Origin of the sequence: Acinetobacter sp. 1294596, assembly GCF_000582925.1 — a bacterium.
Taxonomy (GTDB): Bacteria; Pseudomonadota; Gammaproteobacteria; order Pseudomonadales; family Moraxellaceae; genus Acinetobacter; species Acinetobacter radioresistens.
The window spans coordinates 1-15,516 of sequence record NZ_JFCC01000007.1; the positions used below are offsets into that span (position 1 = coordinate 1).

The following is a 15,516-nucleotide window of genomic DNA, read 5'->3' on the forward strand; positions in this document are numbered from 1 at the left end:
ATCAGTTAAAACAATCATAAAATTCTTATTCAAGACTTATTTTTTCCCAAAATTTATTCATTAATTAAGTATTACTTAACTGTTATATCGAAACTTTTTAAAAGGTTGACAAACTTTATTCCAAATGAGTAAAAAATGTCCTTTATCATATTTAGTATAATTACTCTGTAAAATAATATCTTTTTACTTCATTGACTTAATAAATTGTTACAATACAATGCAGGGGTTTAATCCATTTTTAATAAACTGGTAAATATCATGAAAAAACTCGGTTTAGCCACTGCTTTACTATTAGCCATGACCGGTGCGCAAGCATATCAATTTGAGGTTCAGGGACAATCTGAATATATCGATGCCACACTCAATGATAAAGATTTTACTGGTTCAGTAGCCGGAACTTACTACTATAAAAATGTAGATTCAAGCAAAGGGCCATTAGCTGAAGCCGCATTTTTAAACCAAGCTTCTAACATTTCTCTTGCTTACACCTATGGTAATCTTGACTTGGGTGCAGATCGTACCTTGAGTCTAGATACTGAAGCACACACTTACGGTGTAAAAGGTGAAGCATATATTCCGACTTCAGTTGTTCCGTTATATACCAGTGCAGCTTATAGCCACACTAAAACAGATACAGATATATCTGAGTTTGGTACAAAATTAGGTTCTATTGAAAATAATGGCGATCGTTATGCGTTAGAGCTTGGTGCACTTCTGGCACCTAATTTCCTGGTAGCAGTAGGCTATGCAAATATTGCTGATCCTTTTGCTCTAGACGCCAACAATATTATGTCTAATGGTATTCTAAAAACTGTAGGTGAAGCTGCAACTGCTGGTTTTACTAATCAGCGTCTTTCTCAAGATATCGTAACTGCCCGCACTAAATATGTAGGCCCAGTTGATGGTACAAATGCATCAGTTGGTTTTGAAGCCGCAATGATGCATGCAGACAGCAACAATGCATATCAGTTAAAAACTGATGTCTACTTTACACCAAAATTTAGTGTAGGCGCTTCTTATGCTGAATCTAATTTTACTGATGTAATGGATTCAGCTTGGGGAGCAAACATTAACTACTTTATTACTCCAGCAGTTGCAGTAGGCGCAAGCTATGTTAATGCAAACGCAGTAGGTATAGATGCAGATACTCAAACTGTAGGGGTTAACGCCAAATTCCGTTTCTAATCTGTTAACAGATTAAGGAACTAAAAAAGGACTCCATTGGAGTCCTTTTTATTATTGCATTTAACTGCGTATGACGTTCAGGAAGTAAAGATGACGTTCATACTGGTCCAGAATATCCTGAAGCAGATCTTCTTGCGTCCATTCCATAACATCATAATTTTGTCCTCCCTCTCTTAAAAACACTTCAGCCTGATAATATTCATGGTCGGTAGCTGATTGGGCTCCAGTCATAAAGCTCGGAGGGGTAGTTTCACGTGAAACCACTTTATAGATAAAATTAATCTCATTCCGATGATCCACCCTTAATAGCAATCCGTCCTCAAGAGTTTCTATGCTCACCTCAAGATTACGACGTTTAAACTCATGCTGAATATGCTGAAATGCCTGAGCAACTGTAGACTTTATATAATGCTCTACTTCATCACGACTATGTGGATAATGCATAATTAGGCCCAAACGCTGTTGCCAGCTGCGCGGGTTATGAATAGCACGCGGTGTAATACGTGCCTCCTGAATAGCCTGCATTTTCAAACTGTCTAATCTTAGTGCCTTGAGCAACCCCCAGCAGATGAGCAGCATAATAAAGGTAAATGGCAAAGCACTCATAATGGTGGCGGACTGTAATGCACCTAAACCACCAGCCATGAGCAGAATAATAGCCAGTAGCGCCATAAGTACTGTCCAGAACAGCCGCTGCCAGGCAGGAGACTGATCTGTTTTAGAGGTGAGATAATCGGTAACCAGGGCGCCTGAATCGGCAGAGGTCACAAAAAACAGCATGACCAGAACAGTTGCTAAAATACTGCTCACTCCAGACCAAGGTAACTGGGTCAAGAATTCAAACAGCGCTACAGAAGAATCAGTTTTTACAGCTTCTAGCAGGCTATTATTTCCTTCAAACATCACATTATATAGCGCTGCATTACCTATGAATCCCATCCAGATAATGGTGAAACCTGTAGGAATCAGCAATACGCCTGCAATAAACTCACGGACAGTACGTCCTCGTGAGACTCGGGCAATAAACATACCCACAAATGGTGACCACGAAATCCACCAAGCCCAGTACATGATAGTCCAGCCACCAATCCAGCCATTAGGCTGATAGGCATATAAGTTAAAAGTCATGCTGAACAGGTTAGATACATATTGTCCTGCTGTCTGGATGGTGGTCTGCAATAAATAAATGCTGGCGCCAGTTAAAAATATGAAAGCCAGCAATAGCAATGCCAGAATGAGGTTGAGTTCAGATAAACGCTTAACGCCCTTATCCAGACCTAAAAAAACCGAGAGTGAAGCAATACTGCTTACCACAACAATTAAAATAATCTGAGTCAGAATACTCTGCTCCCAGCCAAACAGGTAATTTAATCCCGAGTTAATCTGTGTTACACCAAAACCCAGAGAAGTGGCAACCCCGAATATGGTCCCAATTGTGGCGAAAGTATCGACTCCATCACCAATTGGTCCATAAATACGCTTACCAATTAAAGGATATAAGGCTGAGCGGACTTTTAATGGAAGCTGATGACGGTATGCAAAATAAGCCAGTGACAACCCAACAACTGCATAAATAGCCCAGGCATGTAAACCCCAATGGAAGAAAGTAACACGCATAGCCTGTTGTGCTGCCAGTACGGTCTCCGGCTGGCCACTTGGCGGACTGACATAATGCATAATAGGCTCAGCAACACCAAAGAACATCAAGCCAATCCCCATACCTGCAGTAAACAGCATGGCAAACCAGGAAGGATAAGTATAATCAGGTTGACTATGATCTGGCCCAAGTTTGATCCGGCCCATGGAAGACACAGCAATACCTGTTAGCAGGATTAAAAATAAGGCAACCGATAAAACATAAAACCAGCTGAAAGAATCAGTAATCCACTGATTTAATTTTTTGGTCAGAAGTTCAAATGCATCGGGAGCAAAAATAACAATAGCTAAAAAGATCAGGATAATCACAACCGTGCTAATAAACACATTAGGATTAACATTGGAAAACCAAGCTTTGGACTTGGAAGACATAGGTGATTTACCCCCATATATTTTTTTAATAGGATGACAGACTCTGCGGTCAAAATGCATTCTGCTAAGACATTGTAAAAACAAAGAATACCCAACCAGTATTCAGAGTGATATATTAAATTAACTTACAAATGAAAGCCGTTAACTTCCTGTAAAGGAGAATTATCAAGATTTGTCTTTATTCGTACGGGGTGAATGTGAAATATATTGGAGCACAATAAGTCTTGAAACGATAAGTGCCAGATACATTACTCCGCCAAACATCTGTAACATTGCCAGAACACGTGCCGCCGGACTGACTGGCATCAGGTCTGCAAGACCCGTAGCTGACTGGAGACTAAAGCTTAAAAACAGAAGATCCAGCCAGGTTTGCAATGGCCCTGTCCGATTTGGATTTTGAAAGCTATAAGGAACTACCAGTTGGCAGATGTTATAAAGAAAGGCAAAACCCCAAGCGATCAAGGTAAAGACTGCGGCAGCTGCAAAAAGCTCATCCTTAGTAAGATAACGGTCAGCAAACATATAGCGGATCAGTCCATAAGCCGCACAGAAATAGGCACTTGCTTCAAAAGCATGGGTAGTAATGATCAGACCCACATGTTCATAACCAAAAAGTATGGGCACAGAAAAAATAAAAGCACCACCGACAAAAATGAGACCGAGTGCGGTGTAGGCTGGAGTCTGGCGTATCATTTTTGCCACCAGTAATAGTGCGATCACGCCCAGCAACCAGGTGACAGAACGAGACGGTGTACTATCATTGCTGAGCAAAGATAGAATCAGTATAAAAAATTGTAATAAAACTAACTGGGCGGAAGGTAATAAGCGAAAACCTTTCCAGAATCCAAGAAGTACACGCAAGCCTGCTTTTAACCCAGCCATTTTATGATGTAGCCATTATTATTTATTAATTAAATGAAGTGTGGCGAGACCTTATAAAAAGAAAGTATAAATTTATAAAATCTTATATTAAGAAATGTAACACTAACTCTAGGTCTGTAAACTCTACGTCTACAGGTTTTCTTTCATTAATCTTTTAAAAACAACAAATTTAAAATTTTATTTAAAAAATATCTCTGCAGCCTATGTCTATTCAATTTTTACAAAATAATGACATTAAAAAGACCCATATCCAAAATTTTAGAGTAAAAATTCTAATTCGTTTTTAAATCCAAAAAAACAAATAAAATTAAGGAAGTACATTTTATGAAAAAGCATATCAGCTTACTTGGCTTGGCTTTGAGCTCAACTTTACTGGTAGCCTGTGGAGGAGGCGGAAGTACCGATGACGCTACTATCACTACACCACCAAATGTGCCTAATGAAACAATTTCACCAGAATTATCAGAAGAATTTGTGCCTTTTGAAGACCAGAATATTCTGGACAAGATTCGCGATAAAATCACTGGTAATCGCAGCAATGAGACAGACTATAACGTTGCATTAGGCCACATGGTTGGGGAGGTTTTTGCAGACTATCCTTATGGCCGGACTGGCAGACTGGTACAGATTTATAATCTGGGTCTAAATAGCATCAAGTTTCCAAACCGACTTTGTGCAGAAGTAATTACGAATGGCTCAGTAAAGACTTTAAGCCTAAAGCAGGATAAAGAAAACTGTATTATTCTCGATAAAACTTATCGTCAGGGCTCAAGTATTACCCAAACCGTAAATGGTGATACCACTACTTTAAAATTTACTAATGTGCGCTATGGTTCAAATGTAGATTTTAGCCTGAAAGATGATTACCTGATTTCAGGCAGTATTTCCTATCGGGAAACAACAACTACAGCAGGCAAAGAAAAGGGTTATCAGGTTGATCAGTTGGAATTTCAGCGGGTCAGCAAGGATGCTAATGCACCAGCTGGCAGAACAAACTATAATGAAACCAGTAAAGAGTACCTGCAAGTCAGAAACTATAACTACCGTTTAGCCGATGAATATGGCAGCGGAAGTAATGGAATACGCACACTTACCACCAGCGGGACAATTATTGGCCAGCCTTACCAGGCAGATTTCCGTTATAGCTTTAATTTTGAGACCACTACACCTTTTAAAATGGCTGAAACCGTATCTAACAATTATAAGCATTTACCTACTGAGGGTAATTTAAAAATACGTGACACCTACAACCAGATGATTGATGTGCGCCAGAACCAGCCTGAATCATTAAAAGCTACTGTTTATTTTAATGATAGTGAAATTGCTGACCTGTACTGGTCAACTATAATTGGTGACAAGAAATAATGAATTAATAAAAAGCCCCGCAATTGTGGGGCTTTTTATTTAAATCAATTAATGATCTTGAGCACCGGAAGCTCCGATACCAGTCATGGAACGTACAAACTGGGCATCGAATTCTTTACGTTCACGCTGTGCACGCGCTGATTTATCAGTTACAGAGAACAACCAGCAGCAGAAGAATGAAAGTGGCATAGCAAAGATTGCAGGGCCATTAAAAGGGTTAATTGGCGTATCAGAAATACCGAGTGTATCCACCCATACTGCTTTAGACAGTACAATCAGAATTACAGCAAGTGACAGACCCACAACACCACCGGCTACTGCACCACGTGTCGTCAGCCCTTTCCAGAACATAGACAGAACAAGTACCGGGAAGTTAGCACACGCAGCAACCGAGAATGCCAGACCTACCATGAAGGCCACGTTCTGCTTCTCAAACAGGATACCTAAAATCATTGCAAAGATCGCAAGGCCCAGAGTGGCAATTTTAGACATGCGAAGTTCAGATTCAGGCGTAGTCTGCCCTTTTTTAAATACGTTTGCATACAGGTCATGCGAGATTGCAGAAGCACCTGACAGGGTTAAACCAGCCACTACGGCAAGAATTGTGGCAAATGCTACTGCTGAAATGAAGCCCATGAACAGGTCGCCACCCACAGCATCAGCCAGATGGACCGCAGCCATATTGTTACCGCCTACAAGCTCTAACTTGCCTGTAACCGCCATTTTCGCTACATCAATGAATTGTGGATTATTCGATACATACAAGATTGCACCAAAACCAATGATGAAGGTCAGCAGATAGAAGTAACCAATGAAACCTGTTGCTACAACCACTGATTTACGTGCTTCTTTTGCATCTTTTACTGTAAAGAAACGCATGAGGATATGTGGAAGACCAGCAGTACCAAACATCAACGCAAGTCCGAGGGAAATCGCATCAATTGGGTTCTCTGCCAGTTTGCCTGGTCCCATGATTTTGCCTGCTTCTGCCAGTGTAATATCATGGACTTTAGCGAAAATCTGGATAGATTGGTCAAACATTGCAGTAAAGCTGAAGCCAACACCTTTCATTACCATAAATGCCATGAAAGTTGCGCCAGAAAGCAGCATTACAGCCTTGATGATCTGTACCCAGGTGGTAGCCAACATGCCGCCGAACATTACGTAAGCCATCATCAGCAGGCCAACAATTACAACCGCGATATTATAGTTCAAGCCAAATAGCAGTTTGATCAGCTGTCCCGCACCGACCATCTGTGCAATGAGGTAAAACGCGACCACGACCAGTGAGCTGATTGCTGCCAAGGTACGAACCGGCTTTTCTTCCAGACGGAATGACACCACGTCTGACAGGTTATATTTACCCAAGTTACGCAGACGCTCTGCAATCAGGAACAGAACAATTGGCCAGCCAACCATGAAGCCTAGCGAGTACAGCAGACCATCGAATCCTGAACTGAACACCATGGCAGAAATACCCAGGAACGATGCAGCAGACATGAAGTCACCAGCAATCGCCAAACCGTTCTGGAAACCCGAAATACCACCACCTGCAGTGTAGAAGTCTTGAGTTGACTGAGTCTGTTTGGCTGCCCATTTGGTAATGAACAATGTAAGGCCGACAAAAATCACGAACATGATAATTGCGTGCCAATTCGTAGCCTGCTGCTCAGCCGCACCCAGATCAGGGCCAGCCATAGCCAGACCAGAAGTTAAAAATGTGGACGCAGCAAATACTTTTGCTTTACATGAATTCCATTTCATATTAGTGCATTCCTTTAGTAGTCGTAGACTCTTGCGCGATTGCCTCGACTTCTTTCAAAGCTTCTCTGTTAAGTTCATCAAGTGTGTTATTGGCGATATATGAATACACTGCACATAATACAAATGACAGGACAATAATGCCGAGGCCTAAAGGAATTCCCCAAGTTGTTACCCCGCCACTAAAAGAACTCATCAGGAATTCTTTGTTGTAACCTACCAACAGCATGAAACCGACATAGACAAACAGCATAATTGCAGTTAATGTCCAGCTGAGATTTCTTTTCTTGGCCACCATCTCTTTAAATTTTGGATTTTGTAGAATTCGTTCTACCTTAAGCTCATCCATAACCTTGCTCCTTAATCAGCGGCCAAGCTATTGGTCGCTTTTGTCCAATCTTTAATCTTTTTTTTACGTATACAAAATTAACAATATTGTAGGGTTCCCGTAACTTAGACTTTGGTCTTTAAATACTGATCAGGCATCTGTTTATCCTGCGCTTGAGGTATCATAGAAGCAGCAATAAAGACCGTGAGCAATATGAACAGCTGGCTGATCATCGGGGTACTGGCCCTTTATATTTTTATACTTTTTGTCTGTGCATTTTTTGGTGAAAAGCATGCCAGCCGTTTAAGTACTCGTGGCCGTATGTTGTTATTCAGCCTGACGCTCGGAGTATATTGTTCATCCTGGACATTTTATGGCGCAACTGGTGCTGCAGTACGTGAAGGTATTATTTTTCTGCCGATCTATCTGGGGCCATTGCTATTCGTCGGATTAGGCTATGATATCTGGCGCCGTCTGGGTCGGGTACGCCAGCATCATGCTATTTCTTCTATTGCTGACTTTGTAGCTGCCCGGTATGGTAAAAGCGGTAGTCTTGCCTCTTTAGTGACTATTCTGGCTGTCATTGCCATCATTCCTTACTTGGCTTTACAACTCAGGGCGATTGCACTGAGTGCGTCGGTCATACTAACGCAGAATGAATCCTTACATACCACCACCAACAGTGTGCTTTTACTTACCGGTGTTCTGGCTATACTCGCAATGATGTTCGGTACACGGCAGATCGCCAATACTGAGCAACATGGTGGTCTGATGCTGGCTGTCGCTTTTGAGTCTTTTGTTAAGCTGTTTGCCCTACTTTGTGTAGCTCTCTTTTTTCTTTTTGATGCTCCTGAAAATATTGTGCAGGTCTCTGGTGACGTTGCCAAGACATTTTATGAAGTACAGCTATTTGGTGTGCCGGAAACTTTCTGGGTACAGACCTTGCTGGCTGCACTGGCAATCATCTGCCTGCCACGACAGTTCCATGTGGCCGTGGTTGAACTGCGCGACGAAAAACATATTCGCGGGGCACGTCGCTGGTTTGCCGCTTATCTGATTTTAACGACACTGGCAATTATTCCTATTGCCAGCTGGGCATTGCATGCTGCACCAAACTTTCTTACCGTACCTGATGTGGCAGTACTTTCCCTTCCGCTCAGTTATAATCAGGAATGGCTGACTTTATTAGCATTTTTAGGAGGCTTTTCTGCCTCGACCGGTATGCTATTGGTCTCATCGGTTGCACTTTCCATTATGCTCAGTAATGATCTGATCATGCCGGCATTATGGCGTTTTAATATTATTTCCCGGCATGACAAACGCTTACCACAAGTTCTTAAATTTACCCGGCGGGTCTGCATTTTGGGTGTCATGCTCCTGGGCTTCCTGTTCTTTCATTTTTTTAACGATATTGACCAGTTATCTGTATTTGGCCTGCTGGCCTTTAGTGCAGTAGCCCAGTTCTCCCCTGCCCTGATTGGTGGACTCTATTGGCGGGGGGGTAGCCGTCAGGGGGGGTATGCCGGACTGATTGTTGGTTTCTTTATGTGGACCTATACCCTGCTGCTACCTACCATCTTGCGCAGTCTGCCAGAAAGCTATACTGAATTTGCCCAACAGTTCCTCACGGCTGGACCGCTTGGCCTGCATTGGTTACGCCCGGAGGCCCTGTTAGGCTTTGAATCCTTTGCGCCATTAACTCATGGCGTCATCTGGGCATTAGGTCTCAATATTATTTTATATATCTGGGTATCACGAATTTACCGCCCAAGTATTGCTGAGCAGATTCAGGCTGAAAGTTTCTTTTATTATGAAACTAAACCCTTACCAGCACACAGTGCTTCTACTGACATGAGTTATTTGCACCAGGATGCGGTCCGTTTAAAAGTAGGTGACCTCATGACTCTGGCGCGGCGTATTACTGGAGAAGGGCCAGCGACGCATGCCTTTCAGCAATTTTGTGCCCAGAACAATCTGGTTCTTAATGAAAATAGTGTTGCTAACGGTATGTGGTGGCGCTTTACCGAGCAGTATCTGGCTGGTACTATTGGTGCCGCTTCAGCCCGTACCCTGCTTACTACGGCCATGGTTAATAATGGCCTGGCATTAGGCCAGGTAGCCAATATTCTGGACCAGGCTTCGCAATGGCAGCGTTTCAACCAGAATCTGCTGATGACCATGATTGACCACATGACCCAAGGTGTAAGTGTAGTCGATGAAAATATGTGTCTGGTGGCGTGGAACAACCAGTACCTGAAGCTGTTTGACTATCCTAAAGATCTGGTTTATGTCGGCTGTCCGATTTCTGATCTGATCCGTTATAATGCCGAGCGTGGCGAATGTGGTCCCGGGTCTATTGAAGAACATGTCCGTAAGCGGATTCACTGGATGCAGGTCGGCAGCGCACATGAGTTTGAGCGTATCCGTAAGGATGGCCGGGTGATCCAGATGCGCGGCAACCCAATTGAAGGGGGTGGTTTCGTGACTACCTTTGCCGACATTACTGCATTCCGGGAAAATGAAGCCATACTGGAAGCACGCGTTATTGACCGCACCCGCCAGCTGGCAGATGCCCTGGCAGAGCAGCAACTTGCCCGCGAACAGGCAGATAAGGCGAACATGTCGAAAAGCCGTTTTATTGCAGCTGCCAGTCACGACCTGTTACAGCCAATGCATGCTGCCCGGCTGTTTAGTACCGCTTTGGAGCAGAGTGTTAACAACGATGAAGATCGTATCACTTTGCAACAACTGGACCGAGCCCTGCATGGGGCTGAAAGTATGCTGTCAGCTCTTCTGGATATTGCCCGACTAGAAGGGGGCAATATGCAGCCAAACCGGCAGTCTTATCCTCTACATGACTTGCTACGTGATCTGGAGTTGCAGTTCAAGTCGATTGCTTCACAGCGCAATATTCAGTTTCACGTCCACGATGCACCCTTCTGGATAGACACAGATCCGCAGTGGATACGCCGGATTGTACAGAATTTTGTCAGTAATGCCTTACGTTATACCGCTAAAGGCCGGGTGCTTTTAGGTGTATTACGTTCCAGTGAACGACCGGGCCATATCCGAATTGGCGTCTGGGATACCGGGCCCGGGATTGCTGAAGAACAGCGTATTAAGCTTTTTCAGGAATTTGAACGGTGTGGACATACCTCGCCTTGGGGTGAGCAAGGTCTGGGCCTAGGTCTGGCCATTGTTCAGCGGATGACCAGCCTGCTAGATTATCCGGTTCATGTATACTCTACCCAAGGTAAGGGCTCCTGCTTTATTCTGGAAGTTCCAATTGTAACGCCACCCAAAACAGTAACTGCCCCAGTACAGGTGGCACCACTGAAAACTAAGGCTTATCGCATTCTTTGTCTGGACAATGACGAAACTATCCTTGAAGGTATGTCAACCTTACTAACGAAATGGGGGTATCAGGTCTTTAAAGCCCGTGAACCTCAACAGGCAATTGCTCTTATCGAACAGGAAAATATTCAGGTCTGGCTGATTGACCAACATCTAAATCAGGGACAATTAGGATTAGACTTTATTCTTGAGCATCGTCATCATCCTGTACCCGTAGCGTTGATTACCGCAGATTCAGATCCTGAATTACCTCACCGTTTAAAACAGCACAATATTGTCTTATTGAAAAAACCATTAAAACCAGCAGCATTACGCGCCTGGTTATCGGGTTTAAAAATCATAGGTGATCAGTCTTGATCTATAAATAATTGAACAGTCTCTTTTGCCAGTATAAAGCTGGCAAAAAAGACTGTGAAAAACTATTTTCAGCCTTAACTGACAAAATATAAGGGCAAGACAGGCAGAATAAATCAAAAAACAGCTAATTTAATGATGAAAAACTGGCCAAAAATTTCAACTGTGAATTTTCTATGGCAAAGCTGCTCAATTTTAAAGTGAACACTTGTATACTTAGTTACAATTAAACAAGTTATTGATTTTATAAAAATAAAAAACCCATTTTTAATCTTATACAACTTTAGTCTTATTTCTATTTACCCCCCTCCACCCTCATAAAATAGATATATACATCAGGTTTTCTCATTGTCTGCATTATGAAAAAACCGGTCAGAGAAAAAACCTAAGGATACTATTATGAATATGTCAGAAATTGTCGGACACGGTGCCCAGCCTTCACAACAGTTTTATCGGGATTATAGTGCCAATGCGCTATTACCTGAAATCCAGTGGCAGCAATTGTTTAAACATAGCAAGCTTGCCCAACCCCAATTACAGGCTCTCGATACCCTTTACCACAGCGCAGTTCCTCTGGCACTTCAGGTATTTGAAGCATTAAGATTTGATGTTTTTGCTCCCGCTGCCTATCAGCCCCAAGGTCTGGGTTTATTTGACAAGCTAGCCCAGCAGGAAGAAAAGCTGATTCAGGTCCTACAGTCAGAATCTGAGTGTCTAGATGATGCTGCACGTCATCAGCTTTGGAGTATGCTGCTGCGTGGTGGAGCAGTACTGGTCTTTAAGGCATGGCTGGGTAAGGTAAAAACCGGACAGGACCAATTGGATATGACCCAATTTGATGAATTATCCGATCTGCTCTTTATTAAGATTTCACCTTATGATTTGGCCGAGTATTTAAAGGTAGACCCTCAGGCTGATTCGGATCATATTTTCTTAATGTATGAAGGTGATATTTTTCTGGACCGTTTTAACAGTCTGGAAACTGCGGCTTTATTTGTCGAGCTTGGTGTATATGATGCAGCATTCTTGAGCCTGCGTGATGATCGTGTAGCAAATTATTTAAAGGAAAAAGGACAAGTATCACAAGATCAGATTGATGATTTAGAATTTGCCTTGAATCCGCTGTTTTGCACTGATCTGATGGCCAAACAGGACTGCCTGGCTTAAAACATTCGGTACAAAAAATAAGGCCTTATTTATGGGCCTTATTTTTATAGCTATTTTAAATTAGACTCTCTTTTCATCAATATTAAGTGCCTTGATAGCCAATACTGCCTGAGTACGGTTTTGTACTCCCAGCTTACGGAAAATAGCTGTTACATGTGCCTTGATGGTAGCCTCTGAAACATCCAGTTCATAAGCAATCTGCTTGTTGAGCAGACCTTCAGCAACCATCATCAGTACACGGAACTGCTGTGGTGTAAGTGACTGAATTCGCTCTGCAAGTTCGGTCTCATCAGTTGCTCTCGGATCAAAGCTCACGTTGGTAGGCAAATTCGGTGGTAACCAGATTTCCCCTTCTAATACCTGACGAATTGCCTCGCCAATATGACTTGGATGGGCAGATTTAGGAATATAGCCCATTGCTCCGTGTGCAATTGCACGCTGAATAATTGACAGCTCTTCATGAGCAGAGACTACAATAATCGGAATAGAAGGATATTGGGCCCGGACATGAACCAGTGCTGAAAAACCTGAAGCACCGGGCAAGTTTAAATCCAGTAAGACCAAATCTGGTTCTGAACCCTTTTCCAGACGTTCATAAAATTCATTTACTGCAGCTGTTTCAGAGATTTGTGCCTGTGGCAGGCTATAACGCACGGCTTGAATCAGGGCATGCCGGAACAGTGGATGATCATCAACGATTAATATGTTCATAAGCGAAACAGGAGATCTCTTTGCACAGTACAGCTTTATTCTAACTGCACTCATGACATTAAGGATATGCAATTCTTCACTAATTTAGTGTGCAAGCTAGCAAGAACTGATCAATAATAAAGCGCTCTTAATGTATTTGATATTTTTATTCAATTCAAATCAGAATTTCATATAAATTACTATTTTTAGAGCTGCCTAAATCTCAGTTTATATTAAATTTTTATAAAACAATAACTTAAATTTTAATTTTTTTTGATCTAAAAGATATCTTGAAAAACGATAACTTATTTTAATTTCCTTATTTTACAGGCTGGCTGCTTCTGACCGTTAATAAATAGTAACTAGCGAGCTATTTAGGTTTATTTACATGACACATCATTTTTCATCTTCTGTTCAGCCTCTTAATATTGTTGCAGTTTCAGGTGGTCTCAATACACCGTCTAAAACTGAAGCTCTGGTTCAGGCGGTATTAAATGAACTCGGCGAGGCAACACCTATTAATATCCACTTTATTAAATTTAGTGAAATTGGGCCTTTACTGGGAGGCGCAATTTACCGTAACCAGCTTCCACAGCGCGTACAGGATGATCTGGCTGCTGTGGAAGCAGCAGACGCTTTAATTGTCGGGACCCCGGTCTACCGTGCCTCTTTTACTGGCCTATTCAAGCATTTTTTTGACTTTGTCGAACAGACAGCGCTAGTGGATGTACCTGTATTATTGGCTGCCTCTGGTGGTAGCGACCGCCATGCATTGGTATTGGAACACCAATTACGCCCATTGTTTAGCTTTTTTCAGGCACAGACTTTACCAATTGGTGTTTATGCCACAGATCGTGATTTTACTCCAGAATATACTATTCAGAGTCAACAGCTGACAGATCGTATTACACTGGCTGTTGCCCGCGCACTTCCAATTCTAGAGTGGGCGCCAGCCAAAGGGCAACGCGCAGAACTGGTTAAAGTCAAAACTGAGCAGGCTAACCAGAATTTGGGGATCAATAAACAGATTGAGCAGGAAGAGGTCTTGCCATCTGTCGCTGTACCCAGTCTAGATGCAGCAGAGTCGCGTTTGCATCCAAAAAACCTGAAGACTCATGTGGCCTAACAGTTTTTAAGGAAATCACTATGAAGGATGATCAAGCACAGCAGCTGAAGTTTGCTTACTGGGTTCCAAATGTCAGTGGCAGCTTAGTGGTGAGTAAAATTGAGCAGCGTACCGACTGGAGTTATGAATATAACGTCCGTTTAGAGCAGACTGCCGAGCAAAACGGCTTTGAATATGCATTAACCCAGATTCGTTTTACAATAGGCTATGGCGCCGAAAACCAGCATGAGTCTGTCAGCTTTAGCCATGCTCTTCTCGCAAAAACTGAAAAGCTGAAAGTCATTGCTGCCATTTTACCAGGTCCCTGGAAACCGGCTCTGGCTGCCAAACAGCTGGCTACTATTGATCATCTGACTCAAGGTCGTATAGCAGTTAATATTGTAAGTGGATGGTTTCGTGGAGAATTTGATGCCATTGGAGAGATCTGGCCTGAACATGATGAACGTTATGTACGCTCTGAAGAATTTATTCGAGCTTTAAAAGGGATCTGGACTACGGATCAGTATAGTTTTAAAGGTAAATATTATCAGTTTGAGAATTATACCCTTAAACCCAAACCTCTACAGCAGCCTCATATTGAGGTATTTCAGGGTGGAAGTTCCCGAGCCGCACGTGATATGGCTGCACGTGTGTCTGATTGGTATTTTACCAACGGTAATAGCGTTAACGAACTGGTCAAACAGATTAGTGATTTGCGTACCAAAGCAGCTTTAAATGGTCATCAAATTAAGGTCGGGGTAAATGCCTTTATTATTGCCCGTGATACAGAAGAAGAAGCGCAGGCAGTATTACAAGAGATTATCGAGCAGGCCGACATTCAGACAGTACAGGCTTTTGGGAAGGCTACTCGTGAGGCAGGAGCTGCCAGTCGTGAAGGCGAAGGAAACTGGGCAAAATCCACTTTTGAGGATCTGGTGCAATATAATGATGGTTTTAAGACCAATCTGATTGGTACTCCCCAACAAATTGCTGAACGGATTATTGAGCTTAAAAATGCCGGGGTTGATTTGATCCTCTCAGGCTTTTTACATTTTATAGAAGAAATAGAGTATTTCGGCGAAAAAGTTTTGCCATTGGTTCGTGAGTTAGAAGTAGAGCAGCAGCATGTTGTATCTGCCAAGTCTGCCTGATTAATCAGCTAAACCTGGTTGCTCATGAATCAAATAATAATAAGACCCCATGGCAGTTCTCCTCCCTCAAGACTCGGCTTGAGGGGTTTTTATAGCCTGCTCTTTTTCTATAAGCTGTCTCTGAAGATAGTTGTATATTAAATTCT

11 protein-coding genes are annotated in these 15,516 nt (G+C 42.5%); 6 read left to right on the forward strand and 5 right to left on the reverse strand.

The window, feature by feature from the left end; translation table 11 throughout:
• Positions 1-255: 255 nt before the first annotated feature.
• Complete coding sequence (gene omp33-36, locus J502_RS04500) at positions 256-1,185, forward strand: porin Omp33-36 (RefSeq protein WP_262446913.1); 930 nt, start codon at positions 256-258, stop codon at positions 1,183-1,185.
• 60 nt (positions 1,186-1,245) lie between these two features.
• Here omp33-36 and J502_RS04505 read toward each other — a convergent pair whose 3' ends face one another.
• Together J502_RS04505 and J502_RS04510 are read right to left on the reverse strand one after the other, a co-directional pair.
• The gene (locus J502_RS04505; protein WP_026444010.1) at positions 1,246-3,213 is read right to left on the reverse strand and encodes a glycine betaine transporter; all 1,968 of its coding nucleotides are present in this window, start codon (positions 3,211-3,213) and stop codon (positions 1,246-1,248) included.
• Positions 3,214-3,378: 165 nt separating this feature from the next.
• On the reverse strand, positions 3,379-4,074 hold the full coding sequence (locus J502_RS04510) for an ion channel (RefSeq protein ID WP_034683323.1): 696 nt from the start codon (positions 4,072-4,074) through the stop codon (positions 3,379-3,381).
• A gap of 345 nt (positions 4,075-4,419) precedes the next feature.
• Between J502_RS04510 and J502_RS04515 the strand changes: the two genes are divergently transcribed.
• Positions 4,420-5,460, forward strand: a complete 1,041-nt coding sequence (locus J502_RS04515) for a hypothetical protein (RefSeq protein WP_034683253.1) — start codon at positions 4,420-4,422, stop codon at positions 5,458-5,460.
• 48 nt (positions 5,461-5,508) lie between these two features.
• On the opposite strand, the gene J502_RS04520 is transcribed toward J502_RS04515, so the two are convergent.
• Both J502_RS04520 and J502_RS04525 read right to left on the reverse strand, forming a co-directional pair.
• The gene (locus J502_RS04520; protein ID WP_005017886.1) at positions 5,509-7,224 is read right to left on the reverse strand and encodes a cation acetate symporter; all 1,716 of its coding nucleotides are present in this window, start codon (positions 7,222-7,224) and stop codon (positions 5,509-5,511) included.
• Position 7,225: 1 nt separating this feature from the next.
• Entirely contained in the window at positions 7,226-7,570 is a 345-nt protein-coding gene (locus J502_RS04525; protein ID WP_005017884.1) for a DUF485 domain-containing protein, read from the reverse strand.
• Between the two features lie 192 nt (positions 7,571-7,762).
• Here J502_RS04525 and J502_RS04530 point away from each other — a divergent pair, with 192 nt between their 5' ends.
• Together J502_RS04530 and J502_RS04535 are read left to right on the forward strand one after the other, a co-directional pair.
• A complete protein-coding gene (locus J502_RS04530) occupies positions 7,763-11,260 on the forward strand; it encodes a hybrid sensor histidine kinase/response regulator (RefSeq protein ID WP_034683257.1) in 3,498 nt (1,165 codons plus the stop codon).
• 396 nt (positions 11,261-11,656) lie between these two features.
• Positions 11,657-12,424, forward strand: coding sequence for a hypothetical protein (locus J502_RS04535; protein WP_034683258.1), 768 nt, complete (start codon positions 11,657-11,659; stop codon positions 12,422-12,424).
• Between the two features lie 60 nt (positions 12,425-12,484).
• Here the strand turns inward: J502_RS04535 and J502_RS04540 are convergent, their stop codons facing one another.
• The gene (locus J502_RS04540) at positions 12,485-13,135 is read right to left on the reverse strand and encodes a response regulator (protein WP_005017881.1); all 651 of its coding nucleotides are present in this window, start codon (positions 13,133-13,135) and stop codon (positions 12,485-12,487) included.
• 367 nt (positions 13,136-13,502) lie between these two features.
• On the opposite strand from J502_RS04540, the gene msuE reads away from it, so the two are divergent.
• Positions 13,503-14,240, forward strand: a complete 738-nt coding sequence (msuE, locus tag J502_RS04545; RefSeq protein WP_005017880.1) for an FMN reductase — start codon at positions 13,503-13,505, stop codon at positions 14,238-14,240.
• A 20-nt stretch (positions 14,241-14,260) separates the two neighbouring features.
• On the forward strand, positions 14,261-15,370 hold the full coding sequence (gene sfnG, locus J502_RS04550) for a dimethylsulfone monooxygenase SfnG (RefSeq protein WP_034683261.1): 1,110 nt from the start codon (positions 14,261-14,263) through the stop codon (positions 15,368-15,370).
• The last annotated feature ends 146 nt before the right edge of the window (positions 15,371-15,516 follow it).

What these genes read in the sequence shown, in the direction of transcription:
- J502_RS04515 (WP_034683253.1), top strand. Translation starts at nt 4,420, where the DNA reads ATGAAAAAGCATATCAGCTTACTTGGCTTGGCTTTGAGCTCAACTTTA.
- J502_RS04540 (WP_005017881.1), bottom strand. Translation starts at nt 13,135, where the DNA reads ATGAACATATTAATCGTTGATGATCATCCACTGTTCCGGCATGCCCTG.
- J502_RS04525 (WP_005017884.1), bottom strand. Translation starts at nt 7,570, where the DNA reads ATGGATGAGCTTAAGGTAGAACGAATTCTACAAAATCCAAAATTTAAA.
- J502_RS04520 (WP_005017886.1), bottom strand. Translation starts at nt 7,224, where the DNA reads ATGAAATGGAATTCATGTAAAGCAAAAGTATTTGCTGCGTCCACATTT.
- J502_RS04535 (WP_034683258.1), top strand. Translation starts at nt 11,657, where the DNA reads ATGAATATGTCAGAAATTGTCGGACACGGTGCCCAGCCTTCACAACAG.
- J502_RS04530 (WP_034683257.1), top strand. Translation starts at nt 7,763, where the DNA reads ATGAACAGCTGGCTGATCATCGGGGTACTGGCCCTTTATATTTTTATA.
- sfnG (WP_034683261.1), top strand. Translation starts at nt 14,261, where the DNA reads ATGAAGGATGATCAAGCACAGCAGCTGAAGTTTGCTTACTGGGTTCCA.
- msuE (WP_005017880.1), top strand. Translation starts at nt 13,503, where the DNA reads ATGACACATCATTTTTCATCTTCTGTTCAGCCTCTTAATATTGTTGCA.
- J502_RS04505 (WP_026444010.1), bottom strand. Translation starts at nt 3,213, where the DNA reads ATGTCTTCCAAGTCCAAAGCTTGGTTTTCCAATGTTAATCCTAATGTG.